The following is a 22,049-nucleotide window of genomic DNA, read 5'->3' on the forward strand; positions in this document are numbered from 1 at the left end:
AAAAGGAACTACATTTCTGTAATTCCTTTTATAAAATTTTATGAAAATTACTCCTTTACAAAGCTTCTACAAACAAACCTTCGTCTGTTTTAGAAACCTTGGCAACATCTTTTTTTGTTAAACCTTTAATAGTTTTATCCCATTTTTTGTTAGATAAACCAGACTGCGTTTTTAAATCGTTTAAATCTATTTTTCCAGCTTTTTCAATCGTTGCTAAAACTGCTTTTTCTTCGTCATTTAATTCAATAGAAGGCGCTTTTTTCTCAGGTCTCATTTGAGGGAAAAATAAAACTTCTTGTATAGATTGGTTGTTTGTTAAAAACATAATTAATCTGTCCATTCCAATTCCCATTCCAGAAGTTGGAGGCATTCCATATTCTAACGCACGTAAGAAATCTTCATCTATAAATTCAGTTGCTTCATCATCACCTTTTTGCGCTAGTTTCAATTGATGCTCAAAACGTTCACGTTGGTCAATTGGGTCGTTTAATTCGGAATATGCATTTGCAATTTCTTTACCACAAACCATTAATTCAAAACGTTCTGTTAATTCTGGGTTGTCTCTATGTTCTTTACAAAGTGGCGACATTTCTTTCGGATAATCTGTAATAAAAGTAGGCTGAATGTAGTTTCCTTCACATTTTTCACCGAAAATTTCATCAATTAATTTTCCTTTACCCATGGTTTCATCAACCTCGATGTTCATCGATTTTGCTGCAGTTCTAATTTCATCTTCTGTTTTACCATTGATATCGAAACCAGTAAAATGTTTAATAGAATCTGCCATAGTTACTCTTGCATATGGCGCTTTAAAATCTATTTTATGTTCCCCAAAAGTAGCTTCAGAAGTTCCATTTACAGCAATTGCACAATGTTCTAAAAGTTGCTCACAGAAATCCATCATCCAATTGTAATCTTTGTAAGAAACATAGATTTCCATCGCTGTAAACTCAGGATTATGCGTTCTGTCCATTCCTTCATTTCTAAAGTTTTTCGAGAATTCATAAACACCATCAAAACCACCAACAATTAATCTTTTTAAATATAATTCGTTAGCAATTCTCATATATAATGGAATATCCAAAGAATTATGATGCGTTATAAAAGGCCTTGCTGCAGCACCACCAGGAATTGGTTGTAAAACTGGAGTTTCCACTTCAAAATAACCAGCATCATTAAAGAAAGAACGCATTGCATTAAACAATTTTGTTCTTTTAACAAATACTTCTTTTACATGTGGGTTTACCACTAAATCTGCATAACGTTGTCTGTAACGCATTTCTGGATCTGTAAAAGCATCATAGGTTACACCATCTTTCACTTTAGGTATTGGTAAAGGTTTCAACGCTTTAGAAAGCATTTTAAAATTCTTAACCATTACAGTTTTTTCACCAACTTTGGTAGTAAAAAGTACACCTTCAATACCAACAAAATCTCCTAAATCTAATAATTTTTTAAAGACATTATTGTAAAGTTCTTTATCTTCTCCAGTACAAATTTCGTCACGATTAAAATACAGTTGTATTCTACCTTCACCATCTTGTAATTGTCCGAAAGAAGCCTTTCCTTGAATGTTAATTACCATTAAACGTCCAGCAATAATTACCTCTTTACCTTCCTCGTAATTTTCTTTAATTTCTTTCGAATTAGAATTTACGGGAAACAAATCTGCAGGATAAGGGTTTATGCCCAAATCTCTTAATTTTGCAAGCTTTTCTCTACGTACAACTTCTTGTTCTGATAATTGCATTCTGTATTTTATTAGGTTCTATTTTTATAAAGACAGCAAAGATACAATCAATAAAAGAATTAGACAATTAGCGGAATTAATAAAATGCGGATTATTATTTGCGGAAATACGAAATCGTTGTATATTTGCCTGCTACTTTTTGTTGAAGTAGCATTTAGTTGTGTTGTTTGGCACTTTAGTAAAAGTGTCTTGGTTTTGTTAACCAATGGAAAGCTTCCCTTAAATGGGACGCTTTTTTTTATTTAAAAGAGTTTCATTTCTTTTTTTTGGAGCTATTTCCTGCTTTTCGCACTCGCTTTTTTTATTCTAAAAAGAATAAAAAAGAGCTCAAACAATTGCTACAATCAGGGCTAGACTAGTTTGCAAACTTTCAGTATTCAGTATTCAGTTTTCAGAAAACAATAAGCCTATGTTTTCTATGTTTCTATGTGGTAAAAAAGTTTTCATTTAGAATCAACTGTCAGTAAAATAAATTTAACTCAGCGTCTTTGCGAGAAAATGTATAATTATTATTTAAAAGAAATCTTCTTTAAACTCCCAAAACTTCATTAAAAACAGCACAACAAAAACAACAGCAACAGAAAACTTTATAGTAGCAGAAGCCAACAAACCAATAAAAGAACCAAAAGAAGCTTTAATTGCTCTATTTGTGTCTTTACTATCATATAAAAGTTCTCCAATTAAAGCTCCGAAAAAAGCGCCAATTAAAATCCCAAAAGGAATAGGAGTGAGCAAACCAACAATTAAACCAATTGTAGTTCCATAAACCCCATATTTACTACCACCAAAACGTTTAGTTCCAATTGCAGGAATTATATAATCTAGCACCCAAATAAGAATTGAAACTCCTAAAGTAATTCCTAAAAAATTCCAATTCATTGGAATTACTGAAGTAAAATGTAATACCAGCAGGCCAATCCAACCTGTTAAAGGTCCAGGTAAAATTGGTAAAAAAGAACCAACGATTCCTAATAATACCAATAGGAAACCAATAATTAATAAAAATATATCCATAGTCAATTTTAAATGTTAAGACGAAAATACAAAACCTTTGTTACATTTTTTTAACTAAATAATTAGTTTAAACTAATTATTTAGTTATATTTGTCATGTTGAACTAAAAGTTTAGTTAAAATTATGAACAAACAATTAACAAAAGCAGAGGAGCAGATAATGCAAGTTTTATGGGATTTACAAGAAGCTTCTGTAAAAGAAGTAATTGATAAATTACCAGAACCAAAGCCAGCATATAATACAGTCTCTACAATTATAAGAATTTTAGAAACCAAAGAATTTGTAGACCATAAACCAGTTGGTAGAGGTTTTATTTATTACCCAATTATTGAAAAAGAGACTTATAGTAACCAAAGTTTACACAAATTAATGAATGGTTATTTCGATGGTTCTTTTAAAAGCATGGTTTCCTTTTTTGTAAAAGAAAATAAAATGGATGTTAAAGAACTTGAATCTATTTTAAAAGAAGTAAATAAAAATAAAAAATCATGATAAATTATATAATTCAAGTTGTTTTATGTCAAGTGTTCTTTTTGGTTTTTTACGACCTCTTTTTAAGTAAAGAAACTTTTTTTAAGAAAAATAGAGGGTATCTATTAAGTACTCCAATATTGTCTTTTATTTTACCTTTTATTAAAATACAAACGTTTCAAAAAGTATTACCAGAAAAGTTTTTTGTTTACTTGCCAGAGATCGTTATAGCTCCCAACAAAATAATCGAGAAAACTACATTTTATCAATCTATAAATTATGTAAATATTATATTTTGGATTGGCGTAAGTGTTTTTACAATTTTATTTTTATCTAAATTAATTAAGATTTTTATTTTAATAAAAAAATATCAAATTGAAAAAAAGGAGGGATTTACTTTAGTTCACCTTTCAAAACAAACAACTGCTTTTTCATTTTTTAATTACATTTTTTTAGGGAAAGAAATTCCAGAATCTCAAAAATCACAAATTATTGAACACGAATTAGTACACAGTAAACAAAGACATTCTCTTGATTTATTATTCTTCGAGTTTCTAAAAATTGTAATGTGGTTTAATCCCATGATTTTTATTTATCAGAAAAGAATAACCCTAGTTCATGAATATATTTCAGATGAAATTGCTACAAAGTTAACACCCAAAGAAAATTATATTAACAACTTATTATCCAACTTTTTTCAGGTTGAAAACATAGCGTTTGTCAATCAATTTTATAAACAAACATTAATAAAAAAAAGAATTATTATGATGACGAAAAACAAATCTAAAAAAATGAATCAGCTAAAATATCTAGTATTGATTCCTGTTTTGGCAAGTCTGCTTTTTTACATTTCATGTACAAAAACAAGTAAAAATGAAGAAATAGAACCTCTTGTAGAGGTTGAGGAAATTATAGAGGTTGTTGAACAGTCACCACGAATTGAAAATACAAATGATATAGATAATGGTGAAATTATTGAGGTGGAAGAAAGTGTTTCTTTTATGACAATAGAAAAAACGCCAAATTTTCCTGGTTGTAATTCTGGAGATAAAGATTGTTTCAATAGAAAGGTTCAAAAACATTTTATTCAAAAATTTGATTCTAGCTTAATGAAAACCTTAGGTTTATCACCTGGAAGAAAGCGAGTTTCTATTATGTTTAAGATAGATAAAACCGGAATTGTTGATGAAATTAAAGTAAGAGCACCACACCCAAAGATTAAAGAAGAAGTTATAAGAGTTATGAGTTTGCTACCACAAATGATTCCTGGAGAGCAAGATGGTGAAAAAGTCGCAGTAAAATACTCCATTCCGTTTACACTTTTTGTAGAAGACACTAAGAAAAAAGAATAATGAAAAAGAAAATTTTAATAATACTATTATTTATTACCATTTTAAAAGTTGAAGCTCAGTCTTCAACTTTTTCTGTGGTAGATAGTTTGTTCGAAAAAGGAAGGTACCAATTGGCTTTAAAAGAATTGGCAAATATGGATGCTTCTTTTAGTTCCAATTATAAAACTGCAACAATTTACGAATCGATAGATAATTACAAGAAAACTGCCGAATTTTTAGAAAAAGCTTTGGAGTTTCAAAACGATGAGCAAGCCAAATTAAAGTTGGCAAAAGCGTACCAAAGACTTAAAAAACCAAATAAATCTATTAAAATTTACGAGGAAATTACTTCCAAAGATTCGTTAAACTTGGTGTTAAAATACCAATTAGGGAAATTGTATTTAATTACGAATAATGCTACAAAAGCCAAGAAATTATTTAAAAAATTAATTAAAAAAGATCCAACGAATGCCCATTATTCTTATCAATTAGCTTTAGCATATGCAAAAGGAAACGATAGAGATCGAATGATAAATAGTTTTATAGATACCTTCGAAAAAGATACGACTCATTTAAAAGCAATCGCACATTTAGCATCTAGTTTTCAAAAATTGAAAGAAATAGATTCTACCAAGTTGTTTGTAGAAAAAGGATTGGAATTGGATAAAAACCACATCAATTTAAATAAATTAAAAATTAACCAATTATATCGCGAAAAGAAATACAAAGAAAGTATTCCACTACTTTTAAATTTAGATACAATCGATAAAAAAGATACATACAGTACTTCTATGTTAGGCAGAACTTATTACAATTTAGATAGTTTAGAAAAGTCCAAGAAATATTTTAAAAAACTATCTATTTTAGATCGAGAAAATTATAAAGCTTTTACCTATTTAGGGCATATTGCTATGAAAGAAAAAAAATATACAGGCGCTCAATTTTATTATAGAATTGCAACTACTAGAGGAAAAGAAAAAAGAGACGAAGAATATTTCGGATTGGCAACCATGTTCTACGAGACTAAAAAACCAAAGGATGCATTAATTAATTTCGAAAAAGCATACAAAGAGAATACAAGAAATTACAGGGCATTATATCAATTAGCAAAAATTTCTGACGATTATTATAAGGAGAAGAAAATAGCTTATAGACATTATATAAAATACATGGATAATTTCCAAGATAAAGATGCAGACATGACGAATTTTATAAAAAGAAGAATCGCAGAAATTAAAAACGATTATTTTATGAGAGGCGAAAAGTTAGATAGATAATATCATTAAAATTTAGTAGTTTTACGCTCTTGTTATAATTAACAAGAGCGTTTTATTTTACTAAAGATTATGAAATACTTAATCCCTTTTTTACTTTGCCTTACTTTTACTCTTCAGATAAAATCTCAAGATAAAAAAGCCATCGCAAATGTGTATTTCGAGAGAGCACAACAGAGCTACGAACAAAAAGATTTCGAGAAAACAACCGATTATTTAGAGAAAACAAAAAAATACTACGAAGGTATTATTAAAGAAGATGTGGCAATCTTTGGTGCCAAATATTACCATGAGCAAAATAATTACGAGAAATCGCAAGAGTATTTAAAAGCTTTTTTTTTACTTCAAAATAATAAAGGTTCTAATATCTATAAAGAAATGCTGTTGCTCTATACAGCAAATTTAGATGCTTTAGAAAATCCAGAAAATAATAAAAAACTTCGTTTAGAAAACCAAAGAAAAGATTCTTTAAAAGTTGCTTATAACGCTGCAATTAAAAATTATAAATCGAAGAATTATGCCAAGGCAATAAATAATATTACCAAGTTTGTAGCTTTAAAACCAAATTTAAATTCTAAGGAACTTAAAGAGTTAACAGAGATTTTAGAAATTATTAATGGAGAATTAAATCCGCAAGAAGAGGATGCAATTATTATAGAAGATCAAGATACTATAACAAATGAACCAACTTCTTTTTTAATTATTGAAGAAGTTCCTATTTATCCTGGTTGCGAAGGAAGCAAAAGAAATCTTAAAGATTGTTTTTCTAAGAAAGTTCAAGAACATTTTATAGAACATTTCGATGCAGATTTACCTAATAAATTAGGTTTGTCTTCTGGGAGAAAAAAAGTTTTAATTACATTTAAAATAGATAAATTAGGAGATATTGTAAATATTGGTGCAAGAGCGCCTCATGTAAAAATTAAAGAGGAGGCAATAAGAGTTTTAAAGTTAATGCCAAAAATGTTGCCTGGTAAACAAGAAGGAAAACCTGTTAGTGTTAGTTACTCTATTCCCTTTTCAATAATAGTAGAAGGCGCAAAAAAGGAGTAAATGTCGATAATATTTAGTAATTTCACCTAATATATAAAATGATGTTGTTACGTTTTTTTTCTTTTTTGATTTTAATTCTTTTTTGCATTTCTTGCGATAAGTTTTCGTTCAAAAAAAATACGAACAATAACGTTTTAGATACACTCGTAAATTTTTCTTCTGTAGATACGTATCCGTCTTTTAAAGTTTGTGATTCTTTAATTGAAAAATCTCAACAAGAAGATTGTTTTAGACATACCATTCATCAAAAAATAGGAGAGGAGTTACAAAAGCACGAGTTTACAATAAAAGATTCCATTGCTGAAGTTGTAATTGTAAATTTACTGATAAACTCTAAAGGAAATATCGAGTTAGAAACAATTGAATCTTCAGAAATTATAAAACAAGAATTACCAGAATTGGATAGTATTCTAAAAGTAAGCATTCAGCAAATTCCAACGATTTACCCTGCTATTAAAAGAGGTATTCCTGTAACCACCAAGTATAGGTTACCAATACAAATTCAACTAAAAGAATAATTCCAATACTTTCCTAAAATAAATTCAGAATACTATTGGAATTAGAAGTTTGTGAAATGTAAATACTCTAAGAGTTCAACATTTTCCAAAGCTTATCTTTTAATTCTTGTAAGCCAATTTCTGCAACCGAAGAAATAAAGATAGTTTCTATACCTTTTGGTAAGTCTTGTTTTATTTCAGCTATAAGCTCCTCATCTAACATGTCTGTTTTAGAAATTGCTAACAACCTATCTTTATCTAACAATTCTGGATTGTGCTGTTTCAGCTCATTTAGAAGAATGTCGTATTCTTTATTAATATCATTACTATCTGCAGGAATTAAGAATAACAAAGCAGAATTTCGCTCTATATGACGTAAAAAACGGTGTCCTAATCCTTTTCCTTCTGCAGCACCTTCTATAATTCCAGGAATGTCTGCAATTACAAATGTTTGATGATCTCTATGTTCTACAATTCCTAAATTGGGTTTAAGAGTTGTAAAGGCATAATCTGCAATTTTAGGTTTTGCGGAAGTTAAAACAGATAATAAAGTCGATTTTCCAGCATTTGGGAAACCAACCAAACCAACATCTGCTAATAATTTTAATTCAATTCTAAACCAACCATCTTGCCCGTCAATTCCAGGTTGTGCATATCTTGGTGTTTGGTTTGTAGAAGATTTAAAATGCCAGTTTCCAAGTCCGCCTTTTCCTCCAGGTAATAAAATTACTTCTTTTTCGTGGTCGGTAATTTCGTGTAAAATCTCGTCTGTATCTGCATCTCTAACAATGGTACCTAAAGGAACATCTATATAAATATCTTTGGCATCATGTCCAGTACTTCTGCTTGCACTTCCAGCACCACCACCTTCTGCTCTAAAATGACGTTTAAATTTCAGGTGAAATAATGTCCACATATTTTTGTCTCCACGTAAAATAATATGTCCTCCACGTCCTCCATCTCCACCATCAGGACCACCTTTGGTAATGTACTTTTCTCGATGTAAATGCACAGAACCTTGCCCTCCTTTTCCAGAAGATGCGTATATTTTTATGTAGTCAACAAAATTTCCTTCAGTCATAGTTTTTGTGTAATTGTGTAATTGTTGAAACGTGTAATCGTACTCGTTGCTTAAACAATTAAACGTTTAAACATTTACACATTTTTATAATGTATCAAATACTTTTGCGATACGTTGTGTAATTTCTTCGATAGAACCTACACCATTAATTCCGTAATATTTATTTTGAGCTTCGAAATAGTCTTTTAGAATCGCCGTTTTTGTGTTGTATTCGTTAAAACGATTTCTAATCTTAGTCTCATCTGTATCATCTGTTCTTCCGCTAGTTTTTCCTCTCTCTAACAAACGTTCTACCAATAAATCTTCTGGTACTTCTAATGCTACCATTCCATTTATTTGTTCTCCTTTATCGGCTAAAAAAGCGTCTAAAGCTTCTGCTTGCGATTGTGTTCTTGGAAAACCATCAAAAATAAACCCATTGGCATCTGCATTTTTTTCTACTTCTGCTTTTAGCATATTTATGGTCACTTCATCTGGTACTAAATCGCCTTCATCCATATATTTTTTGGCTAGTAAACCTAATTCTGTTTCATTTTTAATATTAAAACGGAATACATCTCCAGTAGAAATATGTACTAAATTGTACATGTCTTTTAAAAATGTTGCTTGTGTTCCTTTTCCTGCTCCTGGAGGGCCAAATAATACGATGTTTTTCATTGTTGGTGGTGTTGATAGTTGATATATTTCTGAATAATTTCTGCCTAAACCATTGTAGTCTAATCCATAACCTACAATAAATTTATCTTCGATACTTTTTCCGATATAATTTATAGGTAGCTCTTTTCTAAAAACGTCTGGTTTAAAGAATAAAGACGCTACTTTTAGTTGTTTTACATTCTTGTTTCTAAAGATATTGTAAATTTCTTGGAGTGTTGTTCCAGTATCTATAATATCTTCTAAAATGATAACTGTTCTTCCTGTTAAATCTTCATTAATACCTACCAATTCTTTTACATTTTCGGTAGAAGAAGTTCCTTGGTAAGAAGCTAATTTTACAAAAGAGACTTCGCAATTTCCTTCAAATTCTCTTATAAAATCGGCAGCAAATAAAAAACATCCATTTAAAATTCCCACAAAAATAGGAACTTCATCTTTAGGAAGGTCTCTTTTTACTTTATTTGCTAAATATTTTACGATACTTTTAATTTCGTTTTCAGAAATAAAAGGTTTAAAATATAAATCGTGAAGTTTTATAATACTCATAGAATGCAAATATAACTGCAATTGGTTAAATAGAAAAACCGTTTTCTTTTTGAAACTAAAACAAGTTCAGCCTAAAGAAAACGGTTTTTATTTATTTTAATTAGAACTATTTGTTCTTTTCTTCTTTTTTAGAAGCGTCATACATAATTGGTGTTGCTACAAATAAAGATGAATATGTACCAACAATAACACCTACAATTAAGGCGAACATAAATCCTTTAATAGAATCTCCTCCAAATAAGAAGATTGCTAACATTACCAATAATGTTGTTAAAGAAGTATTTATGGTTCTTCCTAAAGTAGAGCTTACAGCTTTATCTACGTTTTCTCCTAATGGTCTGTTTTTGTAATCTCCTACAAATTCTCTAATTCTATCGAAAATTACCACAGTATCATTTAAGGAGTAACCTACCACCGTTAAAATTGCGGCGATAAAAGATTGGCCAATTTCCATATCGAAAGGCATAAAATTGTAAGTGATTGAGAATACACCTAATACAATTAATACATCATGAAAAACGGCAACTACAGCTCCAATAGAGTAAGAAATTTTTCTAAAACGTAACAAAATGTATAAGAAAACCACTAATAACGATCCAAAAACTGCATATAAAGCATCTGTTTTAATATCATCTGCAATTGTCGGTTCTACTTTCATATAGCTCATTACACCTGCACCTGCTTTCTCGAATCCAGGTTTAAAAGTTTCGTAATCTATATTCCCTAAATAAGGTTTTAATCCAGTATATAAAGTATTTTGTACAGCTTCATCTACCTCTTGTCCTTCTTCATCAATTTTATAAACCGTAGTTATTTTTAATTGATTTGCTGTTCCATATGTTTTTACTTCTGGAGCCGTTCCAAAAGCATCTTTTAATGTTCCAGCAACTTCAGTAGCACTCATGTCTTGGTCGAAACGAACCACATAAGAACGCCCTCCTTTAAAATCTACACCTTGTTTTAAACCAATAGAGAAAATAGAAACGATTCCCGCTAAAATAATTGCTCCAGAAATGATGTATGCAACTTTACGTTTCTTTAAGAATTCTACATTTATATTTTGGAACCATCCTTTAGATACAGAAGTATTAAAAGTTAAGTTTGTTCCTTTATTTATAGCTCCATCAATTAAAATACGTGTAATAAATACAGCAGTAAATAAAGAAGTTGCAATACCAATCATTAATGTTAAGGCAAAACCTTTAATTGGGCCAGATCCAAAAACATATAAAATAATACCTGTTAATAAAGTTGTAATGTTAGCATCTATAATTGCAGATAATGCTCCTTTTATAGAGAAACCTTCTTCTACAGATTGTTTTAAGCCTTTTTTACCAAATAAACCTTCTTTAATTCTTTCGAAGATAATTACGTTTGCATCTACAGACATACCAATTGTTAAGATAATACCAGCAATACCAGGTAATGTTAACACAGCATTAAAAGAGGCTAAAATTCCAAAGATGAATAAAATGTTTACAATTAAGGCAACATCTGCAAATAAACCAGCTTTACCATAGTATAAAATCATCCAAATTAAAACTAAGAAAATAGCCAAACCAAATGATAGAAAACTTGCATCAATTGCTTCTTGACCTAAAGATGGTCCAACAACTTCTATTTGAATAATTCTTGCAGCTGCAGGTAGTTTACCAGCTTTTAAAACTGTAGAAATATCTTTTGCTTCTTCGACTGTCATGCTTCCACCAGAAATAGAAGTTCTACCAGAAGTAATTGCAATACTTACTGTTGGTGCAGTATAAACATAGTCGTCTAATACTACAGCAATAAATTTATCTGGTTGAGAAGATAATTTAGTTGTTAATTTCCCCCATTCTTTAGTTCCATAACTATTCATAGTCATGCTAACCTCTGGTTTGTTTAATTGATCAAAAACCTGACCAGCATCTAAAATAACATCTCCTTCTATTGCAGGAGTGTCGTTTCTGTTTGATTTTATAGCATATAGGAAAATAAATTCTTCTACTTCAAAATCATCATCAGCATTTTCTGGTTTTTCAGTTTTTACAGTTTTATAGTCCCACAAGAATTTTACATGCCTTAACTCGTTTGGTAATAAATTTCTAACTTCTTTGTTTTTTAATAAACTATTTACTGTAGCAGTATCTGCAACTCTTGCTTCTGCAACAACAGAGCTTAATTGGTTTTGAGACTGAGCAATTCTTGGTCTTAAATAAGTAAATAAATTTTTCTGAACTTTCGTAGAATCTACTGTTTCTCCTAAAAGATCGTCAATATCGTCGTTTTTTACAGAATCTTTTACTTGTTCAACCTCAGTATCGTCTTTTAATAATTCAGCAACTTTTGCATTTGCTGTAAAGAAAAAGTTTTGTACTTCTGCATTTGTATATACTTCCCAAAACTGTAATTCAGCTTTGCTTGTAATTAATTTTGTAACACGCTCTATATCTTTAGCTCCTGGTAATTCAATTTGAATTCTACCAGAGTTTCCAATTCTTTGAATGTTTGGAGAGGCAACTCCAAATTTATCGATTCTACTTCTTAATACTTCAAAAGCAGTACTAATAGAACTGTTAATTTCTTCTTGTAAAGTTTCTCTTACAGAAAAATTATCTTCGTTAAATTTAATTTTATCGCTTAATGCTTTTGTTCCAAAAATAGAAGGGTCACTTAATTTAGTATCACCTGCAACTTTTTCGAATTCTTCGAAAAACAAATCTAAATAAGTAGCATTACTAGTTTTTTGTCTTTCGTATGCATTATCTAAAGCTGTATTAAAAGCTTCGTTTTTAGAGTCGTTAGATAAACTCTTTAAAACTTCTTTTACAGAAACTTGTAAAATGGCATTAATACCACCTTTTAAGTCAAGACCAAGATTCATTTCTTTGTCTCTTACATCGTCGTAAGTATATTGTGCTACACCTAAATCGATAACCTCTTTGTTTGCTACACTGTCTAAATATCTGTTTTCGAAAGTAGCTTTTAGTCTTGCATCATCTGGTGCATTTTGTTCGGCATACACTTTTGCATCATCTTCTACTTTGTTCGCTAGAAATGTAAACGATAATTGGTATAAACTCACTAATCCAAAAAGAATAGCGAATAATTTAATTAGTCCTTTGTTTTGCATTTTATATTTATTTAGTCAAATTTTTTAAAAAACGAGCAAATATATACCTTCTCGTAAAATCTGACAATTATTTTAATGGTTTGTTTTTTTGTGATGTAATTGATATACATCCACTTAAATAGTTTGATTATAATGTAAAAAATTACAATTTAAATGAAGTAATTTTGTGGGCCAGCTCTAACTTCTGGCTCTTGGTAAGAAGTGTAATCCTTTATATAAAGATTGTTTTTGTTCGCTTTATAAGCAGTTTTAAAAAGCGTATTTTCTTTACTTTCTATTATTTTAGATAATCCTAAGCTATAATTTATAGTAAACCTGTCTGAACGATGTTCGATTTCAAATATAAACTTATCATCTAAATTAGAGATATCTTCCTTATCTGTTAGTTCGTAAACATCAATACTATAATTAGAAGATTCTTCGTCTTCTTTATGATTATCAGGGTTTTTATTTAAAACTAATTGGTGCTTTTTTGAAAGCGCTTTTTTAATCACATCAACATTTACAGCACTGTAATAAGAGATTTTTAAAGTCCCTTTTTTTGTTTTGTGAATAGCGATGTTTGCAACACCAATTTCTAGCAGTTTTTCTTGAACTTCGTTTATGGTGTTTTTGATACTATTATTATGTGAAGAAGTATCTATGAATTCAAGAACAATTTCTTGATTAGGTTCATACACCTGCTCCTGGAATACTCCAAAGCAGATAAATAACAAAAGAAAAGTACCAATGTACCATTTAGAATTCATGCCCCAAATATATAAAAAAAGATGCGTTTTAGTCTCTAAAAATTAGAATCTTAATCAACTTGTAAATTAGCGTTTTAAATATCTTAAATTAAACAATAGTTGAGTTTTAAAATTGATTATATTTATGCCTCTTAATCAGAAAAAAATAACAGATATAATAAAAGATATGGCACATTTATCAGATATTGAAATTGCACAAGCAAAAAAGCTCGAACATATTATAGAAATCGCAAAAAAAATAAATATTGTTGAAGACGATTTGGAAATGTATGGAAAGTACAAAGCAAAACTCCCTTTGTCTTTAATTGATGATGAAAAAATAGCTAAAAACAACTTGGTTTTAGTAACTGCATTAACTCCAACTCCAGCAGGAGAAGGAAAAACAACAGTTTCAATTGGTTTAACAGAAGGATTGAATAAAATAGGAAAACAAGCAACAGTCGTTTTAAGAGAACCTTCCTTAGGACCCGTTTTTGGAATAAAAGGTGGAGCAGCAGGTGGAGGCTATTCGCAAGTTGTGCCAATGGAAGACATTAATTTACATTTTACAGGAGATTTTAACGCAGTTGAAAAGGCGAATAATTTATTATCTGCTTTAATTGATAATAACATACAAAGTAAATCGAACAATTTAAATATAGATCCAAGAACTGTGCTTTGGAAACGTGTTATTGATATGAACGATCGCGCTTTGCGTGATATTACCATTGGTTTAGGAGGAACTGCAAATGGTGTTCCAAGGCAAGATGGTTTTAATATTACTCCAGCTTCAGAAGTAATGGCGATTCTTTGTATGGCATCTGATATCGAGAATTTGAAAAAACGTTTGGGCGATATTTTTATTGGTTTTACTTATAAAAATGAACCTGTTTTTGCACGTGATTTAAAAGCAGAAAATGCAATGGCGATTTTGCTGAAAGATGCTATTAAACCAAATTTAGTGCAAACTTTGGAAGAAAATCCTGCAATTATTCATGGAGGTCCTTTCGCAAATATTGCACAAGGTACCAATACAATTATTGCCACAAAAATGGGACTTTCCTTATCTAATTACGTAGTTACAGAAGCAGGTTTTGGTGCTGATTTAGGTGCAGAAAAATTCCTGAATATAAAATCTCAATTCGCAAAACTGAATCCTAAATGTGTGGTTTTAGTTGCTACAATTAGGGCTTTACGTCATCATGGAGGCGCAAAAAAAGAGGTTTACAATACACCTGACTTAGAGAAAGTAACAGAAGGTTTTAGTAATCTTGAAAAGCATATAGAAAATATCCGAAAATATAATATTGAGCCAGTTGTTGCCATAAATTCTTTTGTTTCAGATTCTAAAGAAGAAGTAAATTTTGTAATTGAAAAATGTGCAAGTTTAGGAGTGCAAGCTGTATTGTCTGAAGGTTGGGCAAAAGGAGGTGAGGGTACTAAGAAATTGGCAGAAGCAGTTGTAGATATTGTGGAAAATAAAGCAACTCAATACAAACCTTTGTATGATTGGAACTCTCCAGTAAAAGAAAAAATAGAAAAAATAGCCAAAGAAATTTACGGAGCAGAAAATGTTGCATACGATAACAAAGCGCTTTTAAATCTAAGAAGAATTGAGCGATTAGGTTTCGGTAATTTTGCTATTTGTATGGCGAAAACACAAAAATCTTTTTCGGATGACGAACGTTTAATAGGAAGACCTAAAGGATTTACAGTTACAGTTCGTGAAATAGAAATTGCAGCTGGTGCACAATTCTTAATTCCTATTTTAGGGAAAATGATGCGAATGCCAGGTTTGCCAGCAATTCCTGCATCAGAAAATATGACAATTGATAATGATGGTGTTATTTCTGGATTATCTTAAAACAGAATTGTAAACTCTATAAAACAGAAAAATCCAGCTAAAAGCTGGATTTTTTAAATATATATAATAATGTCGTTTTATAATTCTAACAATCCGTTAGTTTTAGAAACACCTTCTGCAGATGCTTGTAAATTAGCTTTTTCAGCATCAGATAAATCGATTTCTACAATTTTTTCAATTCCGTCTTTTCCTAAAACAACAGGAACTCCAATACATAAATCATTTAAACCAAATTCTCCTTCTAATAAAGAAGAACATGGGAATATCTTTTTAGTATCACATGCAATTGCCTGAACCATTCCAGAAACTGCAGCTCCAGGAGCATACCAAGCAGAAGTTCCTAATAAACCAGTTAATGTGGCTCCACCAACTTTGGTGTCTTGCATCACTTGTTCTAATCTTTCTTCAGAAATAAATTGGGATACTGGTACAGAATTCCTAGTTGCCAATCTAGTTAAAGGAACCATACCTTTATCTGAATGACCTCCAATTACCATTCCATCAACATCAGAGATAGGTGCACCTAAAGCTTCTGCTAATCTATATTTAAAACGAGCTGAATCTAATGCTCCACCCATACCAATAATTCTATTTTTAGGTAAACCTGTAGTTTTATGAACTAAATATGTCATAGTATCCATAGGATTAGAAACTACAATTATAATCGTATTTGGAGAATGTTCAATTAAATTAGAAGATACCGTTTTTACAATTCCTGCATTAATTCCAATTAGTTCTTCACGAGTCATTCCTGGTTTTCTTGGAATCCCAGAAGTAATTACACAAATATTAGAATCTGCAGTTTTAGAATAATCGTTTGTACTTCCTGTAATTTTGGTGTCAAAACCATTTAAAGAAGCAGTTTGCATTAAGTCCATCGCTTTTCCTTCTGCATACCCCTCTTTAATGTCTAATAAAACAACTTCCGAAGCAAAATTTTTAATAGCAATATATTCTGCACAACTTGCACCTACTGCACCTGCACCAACAACTGTAACTTTCATAATTTTAAATTTTAATTTATATTGAATAATCGAGTGCTAAAATACGATTTTTAAGGAATGTTTTCGTTAATTTAAAGCAAAAAAAGAACAACTAAACTAGATGTCTTTTTTTGTTAAATTTTTAAGGATTATTTAATACTAATTGCAACTCCTAAATTGAATGAGCTGAATTCTTGTAAAGTATAAGAGCTAAATATTTTTAAATACCTTAAGCTTAATCTTGCTCCTAATGTTGAGGAAAACCCATTCGAATTAAATTTTGATGAATTAGTAGTATCTAAATTTTTAGTTATAGAATTGGAATTTCCTTCATATTGCCCCTTAAATTCACCAAGAGTTTTATAGGAAGCATTACTATTATTGTAAGCAAACCCTCCATACAAATTAAATGAAGACCAATCATAAGATACAAGCGTTTGTAACGTAAAAGTATTTAAATTAAAAGCTGTTAAACCATTTTTAGTTTCTAAGCCAGATGCATTTCCGGAAGGTAACTCTCTATCTTTTACACCATAATTAACATTCATGGTTGTGTAAGCGGCTAATAAAGAAATGTGTAAGGGTAATTTCTTAATTGATGGAAACCAATTTGTAATTTCTTTTTTTAAGCCAACTCCTAATATATTTAAAGACTCATTATTATTGTTTGGTTTTATCTCGGGCATAAAACGCAACATAAAATCGAAATTATGAGAGAGCCCAATATTTAACTGTGCAATTGGAGTAGAAATAGTATTCGAAAAATATTTTCCACTATTTCCTTCTGGAGCATTAAAACTCGCGGATACACTTTCGTTATTTATATTTGTATTTACGTTTATAATTGATGAATTTTCTAATCCCACAGCTGAAACAGTTTTAACAGTTCCTAAAGGTTGGTTTATAGAACTCAATCCAGAAAGATTAAAACTTTTTGAATTTGAAGGTATTACAACGCTATTCAAATTAATGGAAAAATCAAAACCAAAAGGCTTATGCGTTTTTGCGGTGTGATACCAACCATTATTTAAAGCGCTTTTAAATGCATTAATTCTTGGTGAAAAGTAAGCTTTTATGAGTTGTTGACTGTCATTTTTATCAGCTAATAAGAAAGATTCAAAACCAGTTTGAGCTTTTAAATTGCAAACAAATAATAATAGAGTGAAAGAAATGAAAATATATTTTTTCATTTTTAAGGGATTTAGGGGTTAAATTATTTGATAAAAATAATAAATATTAATGAATTAATTAATAATCGATTCCTTTAATAGTATTTATTAGTTTTAAAAAATCAAATAATATAGATTAATTGGATATTATTCTTATTAAATATTGGAAAAATTAATTGTAAAATCAATAAAACGCTAGTTAATAGAGATTTACTTTTATAGTCTTTGGCTAAAAACAGGTATTTTCCCCTATTTAAACTATTATTAATTTCTTATATTTGTAATTAACAAATATTTAACTACTAAAATTATACAAAATGAAAAGAATTAAATTTTTAAAACCACTATTATTGTTTGTTGCAATAATGGCATTTAGCAACTGTGAAGAAAATGGAGAAATACAATTTATTGTTGTAGACGAGTTTGAAAGTAATGCTGTAGTCACAGGTCTAAACACTACTACATCATTTGAAACTTCAAGTTCTACAGATATCTCTCAATTATTAGACAATGCAAGTAAATTTGTTGATGCTAATATCGAGAAGGTTACACTTACTTTACAAGATGATTACTCTGGAGATGCTATTTCTGGAAATTTTGATTTAACTGTTGGTCCAATTAAAATCAATCAGACTCTTACACTTACTAAAGGAGTTGGTACAGAAATTTTAATTCCTGCAAATGCTTCAGGTATTTTGTCTCTTATAAATTCTGGAACATTTCCTTATGTGCTTAAAGCGGATTTTACTTCAACACCTGGAGATGATTCTTTTACGATTAATTTAAAATTTAAAGTAAAAGCAACAGTAGAATAAAAACTGATAAATTAACCAAACTTACAATATGAAAAAATTAATAACTTTGGCACTTGCTTTAACTAGTATGGTGTCTTTTAGTCAAATAGATTTAGAATCAATTTTAGAGGGTGGAGCTGGAGATGCACAAACACTTTTAAAAGGCTATGCAGCCCCTTTTGCTACAGGTTTTGGGAATGGAATTAATGGTGGATGGTATACCACTGCAAGGTCTCATAAATTTTTGGGAATTGATATTGCAGTAATTGCAAATGGAGCTTTTGTACCAGAAAATGCAGAAACTTTTACTTTTACTAATTCAGAGTACACAAATATTAAGTTAGATTCAGATCCTAATAACCCATCTGCTTCTGCGCAATTACCTACTTTATTTGGGTCTCAAGATTTGGCAGACAGACCATTGTTAGAATTTACGGATTCAAATAACAACTCTATTTCAACTTCTTCTTTACCAGGTTCTGGTTTAAAAGAATCTATTGGGTATAATGTTGTACCATCTGCAATGATTCAAGCTGGTGTAGGGCTGTTTAAAAAAACAGATTTAATTATTCGTTTTGTGCCAAAACAGAAAGGAGATGAGTACGAATTCTCTACATTTGGTATTGGAATTAAGCATGATATAAAACAATGGATTCCTTTTGTAAAAAGATTACCATTTGATGTTTCTATTTTAGCTGCTTGGAATGACGTGAAATCTAAATTCTTTGTAGATCCAGATAATGAGCCTACACAGGCGCTTGAGTTTAATACAAAAACATTTATGTTTCAAGTACTTGCCTCAAAGAAACTTTCTATTTTTACACTTTATGGAGGTGTTGGAACAACTTCTTATGATACTGATGTTAATATGTTGGGAACTTACGTGACTTCAAATTCTGGAAAAACGTTTGTAGATCCTATAAAATTAGCTTACGATGGTAGTTCTATGAGAGCTAATTTAGGTTTAAGTATGAAATTGTTTTTCATAAATATTGCTGCTGAATATGCTTTACAGGAATATGATGTATTTACAGTAAGAGCAGGTTTCTCAATTAGATAAACCTATTTTAATAAAATAAAAAAAAAGCGGAAGATTTTTAAATCTTCCGCTTTTTTTTGTTGATTAATTTTTGTGAAATTTAAACATCAATATTTGCATATTTTGCATTTCTTTCAATAAAATCTCTTCTTGGTGGAACATCATCTCCCATTAGCATAGAGAAAACTCTGTCTGCTTCAGTTGGGCTATCAATTACCACTTTTCTTAAAGTTCTAAATTCAGGGTTCATAGTTGTGTCCCATAATTGTTCTGCATTCATCTCTCCAAGACCTTTATAACGTTGTATAGAAACAGAACCTCCCATTTGCTGCGCAATTATATCACGTTGATTGTCATCCCAAGCATATTCTTTTTTCTGACCTTTTTTTACTAAATATAAAGGTGGTGTTGCAATGTAAATATAACCTTGCTCTACCATTTCTCTCATATATCTAAAGAAGAAAGTTAATATTAAGGTAGCAATATGCGAACCATCAACATCGGCATCACACATAATAACTACTTTATGATATCTTACTTTCGTTAAATTTAAAGCTCTTGGGTCTTCTTCTGTTCCGATAGAAACACCCAAAGCAGTAAACATGTTTTTTATTTCTTCGTTTTCGAAAACTTTATGTTGCATCGCTTTTTCAACATTTAAAATCTTTCCACGAAGTGGCAAAATTGCTTGAAAATTACGATCACGACCTTGTTTTGCTGTTCCACCTGCAGAATCTCCCTCAACTAAGAATATTTCACATTGTGCTGGGTCAGTTTCAGAACAGTCAGATAATTTACCAGGTAAACCACCAATAGACATTACAGTTTTACGTTGCACCATTTCTCTGGCTTTACGTGCTGCGTGTCTTGCAGTTGCTGCTAAAATTACTTTCTGAACAATTATCTTTGCATCATTCGGATTTTCCTCTAAATAATCCGTTAACATTTCTGAAACCGCCTGCGAAACTGCCGAAGTAACTTCTCTGTTTCCTAATTTTGTTTTTGTTTGTCCTTCGAATTGTGGCTCTTGAACTTTTACAGAAACAATTGCAGTTAAACCTTCACGAAAATCATCTCCAGCAATATCAAATTTTACGTTTTTCAATAAACCAGATTCATCTGCATACTTTTTTAAAGTACCAGTTAAACCACGTCTAAAACCAGATAAATGTGTTCCACCTTCGTGTGTGTTAATATTGTTTACATAAGAATGTAAATTCTCTGCATAAGAAGTGTTATAAACCATGGCAACTTCCACAGGAATACCATTTTTTTCACCTTCCATAGAAATTACAGAACCAATTAACTGCTCACGAGTAGAATCTAAATATTTAATAAATTCTGGTAAACCTTCATCAGAATGAAAAACTTCTGAAATAAAGTTACCTTCATCATCTGTTCTTCTTTTATCTGTTAACGTAATTGTAATTCCTTTGTTTAGGAAAGATAATTCACGCATACGAGTTGCAAGCGTGTCGTAATTATATTCTGTAGTTTGTGCGAAAATAGATTTGTCTGGTAAAAAAGTAACAATTGTACCTGTAAAATCTGTTTCTCCTATTGTTTTAACAGGATATAAAGCTTTACCTTTTTCGTATTCTTGTTCCCAAACTTTACCTTCTTTATGTACAGTTGCTCTTAAATGGTCTGAAAGTGCGTTTACACAACTTACACCAACACCATGTAAACCTCCAGAAACTTTATAAGAATCTTTGTCGAATTTACCACCAGCACCAATTTTAGTCATTACTACTTGTAAAGCAGAAACACCTTCTTTTTTGTGGATTCCAACAGGAATTCCACGTCCATTATCTTTGGTTGTAATAGAATTGTCTTCGTTTATTGTAACATCAATCGTATCACAATAACCACCCATTGCTTCATCAATAGAGTTATCTACAACTTCATACACTAAATGGTGTAAACCACGTATACCAACGTCTCCAATATACATGGATGGACGCATTCTTACGTGCTCCATTCCTTCTAATGCCTGAATGCTGGACGCGTCATAATTATTTTTGTTTTCTTCGCTCATTATAAAAGTGAATTATTTATTTTAAAGTTGATAAAACTCGTCTCGAAAAACGAATTTTGTAAACTCAAATTTACGATTTTTAGACTGTTTTTCAAATGTTTTAAGCGATTTAGTTCTAAAATTATCAACATTTGTTGATTTCTTAAAAGTCTCTTAAATCGCTTAAAAATGATTTTATTTTTGAATTTTGAATTTTTCTTTCGATGTTTAAAATTGAAATTTGATAAAATTGCTTAAACCTTTAATTTTTGATTTTATTTTTTTTACTTTTTTTATGATTTTATGCAAAATACCTCTTCCAAATCTTAATTATTTTTGAAGTAACAAACTCGCGTTAGGGATTGCAGTGGAAATCCTTTTGCCTTTTTTAAGGCAAAAGATTGTAGCGAAAAGCCCGACCTTTAGGGAACGCCCAAATAATTATTAGAAACTTTTTAATGTATTTAATACCATAATTTATGAAATTAATAATTATAGTTCGAATTTTTGATAATACTATAATGACTGTATAAAATCGTAGAAAAGAGGTTTTTGAACCATTTATTCTACATATATTTGCTCGCACAAGAATTAAAATGACAAATAATAATAACAATCGTAATTTCAATAATCCTAATTTATAGGACGGAAGGTTGTTGTTTAAAAATA

General features: G+C 30.2%; 17 protein-coding genes. 8 read left to right on the forward strand and 9 right to left on the reverse strand.

Annotated features, from left to right (window positions below; translation table 11 throughout):
• Positions 1–55 precede the first annotated feature (55 nt).
• Complete coding sequence (lysS, locus tag H9I45_RS13970) at positions 56–1,750, reverse strand: lysine--tRNA ligase (protein ID WP_088354511.1); 1,695 nt, start codon at positions 1,748–1,750, stop codon at positions 56–58.
• A gap of 513 nt (positions 1,751–2,263) precedes the next feature.
• Positions 2,264–2,764 carry a DUF456 domain-containing protein gene (locus H9I45_RS13975; RefSeq protein WP_088354510.1) on the reverse strand — a complete coding sequence of 167 codons (501 nt, stop codon included), beginning with the start codon at positions 2,762–2,764 and terminating at the stop codon, positions 2,264–2,266.
• A 123-nt stretch (positions 2,765–2,887) separates the two neighbouring features.
• Here H9I45_RS13975 and H9I45_RS13980 point away from each other — a divergent pair, with 123 nt between their 5' ends.
• From H9I45_RS13980 to H9I45_RS14000, 5 genes are all read left to right on the forward strand, one after another.
• Complete coding sequence (locus H9I45_RS13980; RefSeq protein WP_088354509.1) at positions 2,888–3,256, forward strand: BlaI/MecI/CopY family transcriptional regulator; 369 nt, start codon at positions 2,888–2,890, stop codon at positions 3,254–3,256.
• Positions 3,253–4,587, forward strand: coding sequence for a M56 family metallopeptidase (locus H9I45_RS13985; RefSeq protein ID WP_088354508.1), 1,335 nt, complete (start codon positions 3,253–3,255; stop codon positions 4,585–4,587). The genes H9I45_RS13980 and H9I45_RS13985 overlap by 4 nt, the downstream gene beginning before the upstream one ends.
• Positions 4,587–5,843: a tetratricopeptide repeat protein gene (locus H9I45_RS13990; RefSeq protein WP_088354507.1), complete on the forward strand. Its 1,257-nt coding sequence runs from the start codon at positions 4,587–4,589 to the stop codon at positions 5,841–5,843. The genes H9I45_RS13985 and H9I45_RS13990 overlap by 1 nt, the downstream gene beginning before the upstream one ends.
• A gap of 69 nt (positions 5,844–5,912) precedes the next feature.
• The gene (locus tag H9I45_RS13995) at positions 5,913–6,893 is read left to right on the forward strand and encodes an energy transducer TonB (protein ID WP_088354506.1); all 981 of its coding nucleotides are present in this window, start codon (positions 5,913–5,915) and stop codon (positions 6,891–6,893) included.
• A 38-nt stretch (positions 6,894–6,931) separates the two neighbouring features.
• On the forward strand, positions 6,932–7,411 hold the full coding sequence (locus H9I45_RS14000; protein WP_228454926.1) for an energy transducer TonB: 480 nt from the start codon (positions 6,932–6,934) through the stop codon (positions 7,409–7,411).
• A gap of 67 nt (positions 7,412–7,478) precedes the next feature.
• Here the strand turns inward: H9I45_RS14000 and obgE are convergent, their stop codons facing one another.
• From obgE to H9I45_RS14020, 4 genes are all read right to left on the reverse strand, one after another.
• Positions 7,479–8,471, reverse strand: coding sequence for a GTPase ObgE (gene obgE / locus H9I45_RS14005; RefSeq protein ID WP_088354504.1), 993 nt, complete (start codon positions 8,469–8,471; stop codon positions 7,479–7,481).
• Positions 8,472–8,555: 84 nt separating this feature from the next.
• On the reverse strand, positions 8,556–9,674 hold the full coding sequence (locus tag H9I45_RS14010) for an adenylate kinase (RefSeq protein ID WP_088354503.1): 1,119 nt from the start codon (positions 9,672–9,674) through the stop codon (positions 8,556–8,558).
• 106 nt (positions 9,675–9,780) lie between these two features.
• Positions 9,781–12,786 (reverse strand): protein translocase subunit SecDF, encoded by a 3,006-nt coding sequence (secDF, locus tag H9I45_RS14015; RefSeq protein ID WP_088354502.1) that lies wholly within the window; start codon positions 12,784–12,786, stop codon positions 9,781–9,783.
• Between the two features lie 149 nt (positions 12,787–12,935).
• Entirely contained in the window at positions 12,936–13,535 is a 600-nt protein-coding gene (locus H9I45_RS14020) for a hypothetical protein (protein WP_088354501.1), read from the reverse strand.
• Between the two features lie 166 nt (positions 13,536–13,701).
• Between H9I45_RS14020 and H9I45_RS14025 the strand changes: the two genes are divergently transcribed.
• Positions 13,702–15,378 carry a formate--tetrahydrofolate ligase gene (locus H9I45_RS14025; protein WP_088354550.1) on the forward strand — a complete coding sequence of 559 codons (1,677 nt, stop codon included), beginning with the start codon at positions 13,702–13,704 and terminating at the stop codon, positions 15,376–15,378.
• Between the two features lie 77 nt (positions 15,379–15,455).
• Here H9I45_RS14025 and mdh read toward each other — a convergent pair whose 3' ends face one another.
• Together mdh and H9I45_RS14035 are read right to left on the reverse strand one after the other, a co-directional pair.
• Positions 15,456–16,382 (reverse strand): malate dehydrogenase, encoded by a 927-nt coding sequence (gene mdh / locus H9I45_RS14030; protein WP_088354500.1) that lies wholly within the window; start codon positions 16,380–16,382, stop codon positions 15,456–15,458.
• 128 nt (positions 16,383–16,510) lie between these two features.
• The gene (locus tag H9I45_RS14035) at positions 16,511–17,551 is read right to left on the reverse strand and encodes a DUF6588 family protein (RefSeq protein WP_088354499.1); all 1,041 of its coding nucleotides are present in this window, start codon (positions 17,549–17,551) and stop codon (positions 16,511–16,513) included.
• 296 nt (positions 17,552–17,847) lie between these two features.
• Between H9I45_RS14035 and H9I45_RS14040 the strand changes: the two genes are divergently transcribed.
• The gene (locus H9I45_RS14040; protein ID WP_088354498.1) at positions 17,848–18,345 is read left to right on the forward strand and encodes a hypothetical protein; all 498 of its coding nucleotides are present in this window, start codon (positions 17,848–17,850) and stop codon (positions 18,343–18,345) included.
• A 28-nt stretch (positions 18,346–18,373) separates the two neighbouring features.
• Entirely contained in the window at positions 18,374–19,384 is a 1,011-nt protein-coding gene (locus tag H9I45_RS14045) for a DUF6588 family protein (protein ID WP_088354497.1), read from the forward strand.
• Positions 19,385–19,463: 79 nt separating this feature from the next.
• Here the strand turns inward: H9I45_RS14045 and gyrB are convergent, their stop codons facing one another.
• Positions 19,464–21,401, reverse strand: coding sequence for a DNA topoisomerase (ATP-hydrolyzing) subunit B (gene gyrB / locus H9I45_RS14050; RefSeq protein ID WP_088354496.1), 1,938 nt, complete (start codon positions 21,399–21,401; stop codon positions 19,464–19,466).
• Positions 21,402–22,049: the final 648 nt, after the last annotated feature.

The organism is Polaribacter haliotis, from assembly GCF_014784055.1.
In the GTDB taxonomy this organism is placed as follows: domain Bacteria; phylum Bacteroidota; class Bacteroidia; order Flavobacteriales; family Flavobacteriaceae; genus Polaribacter; species Polaribacter haliotis.